The following is a 6,690-nucleotide window of genomic DNA, read 5'->3' on the forward strand; positions in this document are numbered from 1 at the left end:
CTATCCAATATAACAATTGGATAGCTTTTTCAAATAAAATATTATGCTACCTTAGAAGCTTTTCTCTCATGTCCCATTTGAACAATCAGTAAGAATATCGTTGCTAATATGCCGCCTGCTAACAGTAACATGAAGCAACCATCCCAGCCAGAACGGTCAACAATGATACCAATTGCTGCGTTTGCTATGAAACTACCTCCAACATAACCGAACAGACCACACATACCAACTGTCGTACCTACTGCAAATTTCGGTACTAATTCCATTGCACTTAAACCGATTAAGAACTGTGGTACATAAATTAAACAACCGATAATAGAAACTGCAACACTCACAACAATAATATTAGTTGCTTGCCAATAGACGATTGTTCCAACAACAACCCCAGCCATACTCATAACACATAATGGCATACGTTTTCCTTTGAATAATTTATCGCTTAAAAGGCCGACAATTAAAGAACTTGGAATCGCTGCCGTTTCAAATATTGAATACGCAAAATGCGCTTCTGTTTTTGTAAAACCTTTCACTGTTGTTAAGTAAATTGGTACCCAGTTAATAACACCGAAGCGAATTAAGTAAACAAATGCATTTGCGATACATAAGAACCAAACAAATTTATTTTTCACTACATATTTCATTAAAATTTCTTTTGGTGACATTTTGTTAGCATTATCTACTTTTTCAAGTTCTTCATAGTCATTACGATATTCATCAATTGGTGGAAGACCCTCAGATTCTGGTGTATCCTTCGCATTAATCCATACTAGAACTGAAATTACCATAGCGATTATCGCTGGAAAAATAAATACGCCGCCTTGCCAATGGCTTTCACCGAAAATACCTACCCCAATCCCAATGAATGGTGGAACAAGTAGTGCACCAACGTTATGTGAAATATTCCAAAGACCTGTTTTCGTACCACGCTCTTTCTTTGAAAACCATTTCGTCATAACAATACTACAAGGTGGTGCTCCCATACCTTGTACAATACCGTTTAGAACAAGTAATGTTAAAATCATCCCAAAGGAAGATGCATAACCGAAACAAATATTAACAAGCCCAGATAAAAATAAACCTACTGCAATAAATCGTTGAGCAAATGCCTTATCCGATAAATTACCCATAAAGAATTTACTAAGTCCGTAAACAACAGCCATTACTGCACCTAATAATCCGATTTGTGTAGTGCTAAATCCGAACTCGTCTACTAAATACGTAGTAGATAAATTAAAGTTACTACGAACTAAATAATAAGCAGCATATCCAACTGAAATTCCGATTAACACACGAATACGTAGTAATCGATATACACGGTCGATCATATCCGCTGGCAATCTTTCAATTGCAGGTGCTGGCTTGAGCCATTTAAACATATATTTCCGTCTCCTTTTCTCACTTCAGAGAGAGACGCTGTCTATTCCATATCTCGATTATTCCGCTATTTGATATATTTTGGTTCGTCCTTCTAACCGGCTGTCCTTCTATTTCTTTCTCATTCTTCGCAAACATCGTTGGTACGCCAAACGACACTTTTTCTAAAATATGCCCCGCTTCTTCTGATAAACAATAATCAATAAATAAATCCGCAATAATACCACTCGGTGCACGTTTTAGTTTCGAAATCGCATTAACAGATAACCCTGTTTGCTCAGGTTCGTTACTTAAAATCGGAAAGCCTTGTTTTTGAAGCATTCTCTGATCTCCCATAAAGTTGATGCCTATCATATATTCACCGCTCGCAACAAGTTCTGCTGGGATGTAACCATTCACTGTTACTTCTCCAACTTGTTCTGCCAGATTCTTCACATATCCCTTCGCTTCCTCTTCACCTAACGTATCAATCAGTGATTGGAAAAACGTATATGCTGTACCTGAAACATTTGGATCGGGCATGACAATCTTTCCTTTATATACTGGATTCAATAAATCTTTCCATCTTAACGGATACGAGAGACCGAGCGGCGCTATTTCCTCGTTCCACCGCTCTTTATTAATCGCAATTGCCAGCTTCTCCACTTCATAACCGTACCAATAACCATCTTTATCTTTAACAGTTTTTGAAATACGATTTGCATGTTGGCTTATCACAGGAATAGAAAGATTTTTTTGCTTCATCATTTGATGCGCATCTACTGTACCGCCAATAATAATATCCGCCTTCGGATTTCCAGCTTCTTCTTCCACTCTACGAAGAAGTTCTTCTGTTGAAAGACGAATAAATTCATACGTACATCCACGTGGCTTACAAAATGATGAAAGTAACGCTTCTCCAACTTCCTCACGAGCCGCCACATACGCAACAATATGACGATCATCCAAAATAGGGAGACCATTTTTACTATATTTAATAGAGGTTGTATCTCGAGAGCAACTAGACATCGCTCCTCCAATTACTAGCAAAAAGAAGAAAAAGGCTATCTTTCTCATGACGCATTCTCCTTTACGAATAACTCTGCTAGAGAGCCTTTCATATACATGACATTTCCGTTATTATCACCGAGATATTGCACAACAAAGTACGATGGATACACAGAAATCGTAAGAATATCTTCACGATCATTTTTTACGCGCTTACCTGTTTTATAAGCTGTAATATAAGCAATCGGTTCATTCTGCGATTGTAATAACTTCTGAATTTCTCCGTAATCTGTAATTTGCTTTGCGTACCGAATAGAATCAAGTATGTGCGTAAGATTGATAGTACGTACCACATCGCCTTGACGTGCTACGACATCCTTTGCTGAAGCAAAGAAATCACTAATACGCTCTGGCGTGTAATACAGGCTTAATAAATACGTTTGAAGTGCTGAAATCATCGGATCCATGCCATTCTTTCCGTATACATTTTCCCCATACTGGAACAAGTCACCTACTGCAAAAGTACGCTTATGTCCATTCAAGTACGTTACTTCTCCAGTAAATACTTGTTCTTGGCTCTTAACGTCCCCTGGCTCTATTCGAATTCGGTCAAAGAATGAAACAATCGTATGCAAACGAACTTCATCCGTTACAACGATTTCTCCCCACTTTTCATGTCTTACTTTCACTTCAATTGGAAGAGATTCATTCACCCTTTGTAAAACGGCTTGTTTATCATTTACAATGTTGATTCGATTATAGATTTGCTTCTCCATAACATAAAACAAAACAAGAGAAACAATCATACAAATGACAAACATAAGAATTTGAAATGATAGCCTTTTCATTTCTGCCTACCTCCAAGATAAAAAAACGTTGTTTCGAAAATACCGCATAATTGTTTCATAAATGTATCATTTAACCGCTTTCAAGTTTTTTATGTCTTCCATCCTTCTCGGAAGCAAAAATGTAATGAATATTGTAGTACCTATTTCTTCACTACTCTCAATCCGCATGCTTCCGCCCTGCTTATTCATAATCTCCTGACAAATATACAAACCATAACCATTCCCGTAACTAGAAGGAAGTGCCTTTCCTTTCGGAGACTCATTCCACTCTGCAAGCACCACTTCATCTATACCGATCCCATCATCATGAACAAAAACCTTCGCCTCATGCTCATTTACAATTACATTCATACGAATGTGCGAAGCATCACTATACTTAATTGCATTATCAAGCACATTTAAGAAAATTTGCTTCGTCTTATCAAAATCCGCAACAACATGTACATCCGTTAACTCATTTACCACTTCAATTTCAAACTGATTTAGACGAGGTTTTACAATTGAAACTGCTTCTTCTGCCAATTCCTTTATGTTCACAACTGTAGGAGACACTTCAAACGTACTCGTCCCATATTTCGAGGACTTAAGCAGTTCCTCTACAAGTGATAATAAGCGCTCACTTTCCACAGCCACATAACGGAGACTTTCCTGTACATCTTCTTTCGATTGTAACTTCGGGATTAAATCAACATAACCGATAATTGCCGTTAGCGGTGTTTTTAGCTCATGCGTAATACGGTCTAGGAAATCTTTCTGCTTCTCTTTCTCCTCCTGCAATTGCTTAATATGCAGCTCAATTCCATCGGCCATCGCATTAAAAGATGCTGAAAGCTGAGCGATTTCCACATACTCATTTAACTCAATCTTACTCTTATAATCACCATTCGCGAGCCGCTGTGCCATTTGTCTCAACTGATCAATTGGTTTATGAAGAGACTTCGCCAAACGAATTGCAAAGAAAATACCGGTAGCTACTAAACAAAGAGATGTCATTAAGAACGTCCAGCTCACATTTGTTAAAACTTCATTCTCACCCGTTAACTCATTTATAAAACGAATACTTCCAATGACATCGTTTCCATAATAAACCGGGCTTGAAAACAAAAGAATAGGAGCTGGATCCGCCTCCTCAAAAACGTAAGACTTCTTTCCCTTCAAAGAACTCTCAATGTCGATGTTACGGTGAAGCAATGCTCCTTTTTGTGTATCTGCAACAACATCGCCATTCTTCCCAATCATCTGCACACGGACATCCATACGCTTCGCTAAATACGACGCAATTAAAAGTGAATTCGGACCAAGCGTATCCACTTCTGCTTCCTTCTCTAAATAATTCATCGTATAAATTTGTGCTTCTACACTTAACTTTTCTAAAGAATCTGCTGCGTTATGATACATATTCTTTTCTAACGTAATATAAACAACTGCATATAAAAGAACAAAAATCGGAATTAACAGCCCAACTATTCCAAACACCATATTTCGCTTTAAAGACATACCATCACCACTTAACAATCCAGTTTATAGCCAACGCCATAAATTGTCTTAATATATTCCCCGCTCGTCCCAAGCTTCTTTCGAAGTCTCTGCACCATAATATCAACTGCTCTCGTATTTCCGATATACTCAAATCCCCATACTTTCTCAAGCAACTCATCCCTCATAAACACACGCTGCGGATTTGAAACAAATAACTGACATAAATTAAACTCTCGGTACGTTAACTGAATCTCTTGTCCACTCACATGTACCTTTCTTTCCTTAGGACAAATCACTATCTCTCCAGCCTCAATTACTTCATGACTTACAGCCGCCTCCGTCTTCTTTACACGCCGCGCCATATTCTTAACCCGAAGAATAAGCTCCGCATAATTAAACGGCTTCGTCACATAATCATCAGCACCAAGCTGCAAGCCAAGCAACTTATCATTCATCTGACTCTTTGCCGTTAACATCAGCACCGGAATATCCCTATCCCTCTCACGGAACAAACGAAGCAACTCATACCCATCCGTATCCGGAAGCATAACATCCAAAATCAATACATCCGGCCCTTCATTCCATCTCTCTAAAGCTTCTCTCCCATCAGCCGCTGCCAATACTTCATAACCTTCCATCTCCAACTGCATCCGAATCAAATTACGAATACTCGATTCATCATCCACCACAAGTATTTTCATCATTCTCCTCCTTCCACCACGTATTATAGTACAGTTTAGTATAGCAAAAATCCTATAAAAAAAGAGAGGGTATTGTCGAACATATTTTGTCGACGATACCCTCTCTTTCACTTATTATATTTATTTAGCATATCCATTCGGTTGCTTTTGATGCCAATTCCAAGCATGCTCAATAATTGTTTTAACATTTACATAATTAGGATCCCATCCTAACTTCTCTTTCGCTTTCTTAGAAGAAGCAACTAAACGTGCTGGATCGCCCGCACGGCGCGGTGCTAACTCGGCAGGAATTTCATGATTTGTAACTTCGCGAACTGCATCAACGATTTCTTTTACACTGAAACCATTACCATTTCCTAAGTTATAGAAATCACTCTTTCCGCCGTTCTGCAAGTCTTTAAGCCCTAAGAAATGAGCCGCTACTAAATCTTCAACATGAATATAATCACGGATACAAGTACCGTCTGGCGTATTATAATCATCACCAAACATCATAATCTTCTCACGTTGACCTAAAGCCACTTGCAGCACAAGAGGAATTAAATGTGTCTCTGGACGGTGATCTTCCCCAATAATACCATTTGGAGTTGCACCAGCCACATTAAAGTATCTGAAAATCTTATAACGTAAATTTGAAGCTTGGCTATACCAATGAAGCATCTTCTCAATTGCTAACTTCGTTTCTCCATACGTATTCGTTGGATTCGTCATCGTTTCTTCAGTAATAAGATCAACATCTACCTCACCATACGTTGCCGCAGTAGAAGAGAAAATGAACTTATCTACCTTAAACTCATCCATTACCTCTAATAAACAAAGTGCACCATACACATTGTTATTATAATATTGAAGGGGCTTTTCCATACTAACTCCAACTAAAGAATCAGCTGCAAAGTGCATAACCGCCTCAATATTTTCTTGTTTAAAAACATCCCTTAAAAAGGATTTATCACGAAGGTCGCCATTATAAAACTTCGCGCCTTCCGTAATTGCATCTTCATGACCAGTCTGCAAGTTATCTACTACTACTACAGATAAACCTTCGTCTATTAATTTTTTCACAGCGTGAGAACCGATGTAGCCAGCTCCGCCACAGATTAGGATTGAGTTCATTTTCTTCCTACTTTCTATACATCTAACCTTGTAAATTAAGAGTCATTAACTCTAATGGATTAAATCATAAGCATTTAGCTCAACATTTTTTATAATTCACTATCCATGTATCCATTTTTATTATTTGATTGCCATTTCCAAGAGTCAGCACACATTTCTTCTAATCCGCGTGTTGCCTCCCAGCCTAA

At 38.2% G+C, this 6,690-nt stretch carries 7 protein-coding genes; all 7 read right to left on the minus strand.

Translation table 11 applies throughout. From position 1 onward, the window contains the following. Positions 1 to 41: 41 nt before the first annotated feature. The gene (gene pgtP / locus ES895_RS13290) at positions 42 to 1,376 is read right to left on the minus strand and encodes an MFS transporter (RefSeq protein ID WP_016110992.1); all 1,335 of its coding nucleotides are present in this window, start codon (positions 1,374 to 1,376) and stop codon (positions 42 to 44) included. A gap of 19 nt (positions 1,377 to 1,395) precedes the next feature. Then, positions 1,396 to 2,430 (minus strand): ABC transporter substrate-binding protein, encoded by a 1,035-nt coding sequence (locus ES895_RS13295; protein WP_001225645.1) that lies wholly within the window; start codon positions 2,428 to 2,430, stop codon positions 1,396 to 1,398. Then, positions 2,427 to 3,209 (minus strand): DUF3919 family protein, encoded by a 783-nt coding sequence (locus ES895_RS13300; protein WP_135238400.1) that lies wholly within the window; start codon positions 3,207 to 3,209, stop codon positions 2,427 to 2,429. The genes ES895_RS13295 and ES895_RS13300 overlap by 4 nt, the downstream gene beginning before the upstream one ends. A gap of 66 nt (positions 3,210 to 3,275) precedes the next feature. Then, entirely contained in the window at positions 3,276 to 4,706 is a 1,431-nt protein-coding gene (locus ES895_RS13305; protein ID WP_135238401.1) for a HAMP domain-containing sensor histidine kinase, read from the minus strand. An 11-nt stretch (positions 4,707 to 4,717) separates the two neighbouring features. Further along, complete coding sequence (locus tag ES895_RS13310) at positions 4,718 to 5,389, minus strand: response regulator transcription factor (protein ID WP_000699553.1); 672 nt, start codon at positions 5,387 to 5,389, stop codon at positions 4,718 to 4,720. Between the two features lie 120 nt (positions 5,390 to 5,509). Further along, positions 5,510 to 6,502, minus strand: coding sequence for a UDP-glucose 4-epimerase GalE (gene galE, locus ES895_RS13315; RefSeq protein ID WP_135238402.1), 993 nt, complete (start codon positions 6,500 to 6,502; stop codon positions 5,510 to 5,512). An 89-nt stretch (positions 6,503 to 6,591) separates the two neighbouring features. Beyond that, a partial coding sequence (locus ES895_RS13320) for a UDP-glucose 4-epimerase (protein WP_098290265.1) occupies positions 6,592 to 6,690 on the minus strand: 99 nt, incomplete at its 5' end.

This window comes from Bacillus sp. 007/AIA-02/001 (genome assembly GCF_004634455.1).
In the GTDB taxonomy this organism is placed as follows: domain Bacteria; phylum Bacillota; class Bacilli; order Bacillales; family Bacillaceae_G; genus Bacillus_A; species Bacillus_A cereus.

Excerpts from the sequence above, each read along its gene's own strand:
- pgtP (WP_016110992.1), bottom strand. The coding sequence starts at position 1,376 with ATGTTTAAATGGCTCAAGCCAGCACCTGCAATTGAAAGATTGCCAGCG.
- ES895_RS13295 (WP_001225645.1), bottom strand. The coding sequence starts at position 2,430 with ATGAGAAAGATAGCCTTTTTCTTCTTTTTGCTAGTAATTGGAGGAGCG.
- ES895_RS13300 (WP_135238400.1), bottom strand. The coding sequence starts at position 3,209 with ATGAAAAGGCTATCATTTCAAATTCTTATGTTTGTCATTTGTATGATT.
- ES895_RS13305 (WP_135238401.1), bottom strand. The coding sequence starts at position 4,706 with ATGTCTTTAAAGCGAAATATGGTGTTTGGAATAGTTGGGCTGTTAATT.
- ES895_RS13310 (WP_000699553.1), bottom strand. The coding sequence starts at position 5,389 with ATGAAAATACTTGTGGTGGATGATGAATCGAGTATTCGTAATTTGATT.
- galE (WP_135238402.1), bottom strand. The coding sequence starts at position 6,502 with ATGAACTCAATCCTAATCTGTGGCGGAGCTGGCTACATCGGTTCTCAC.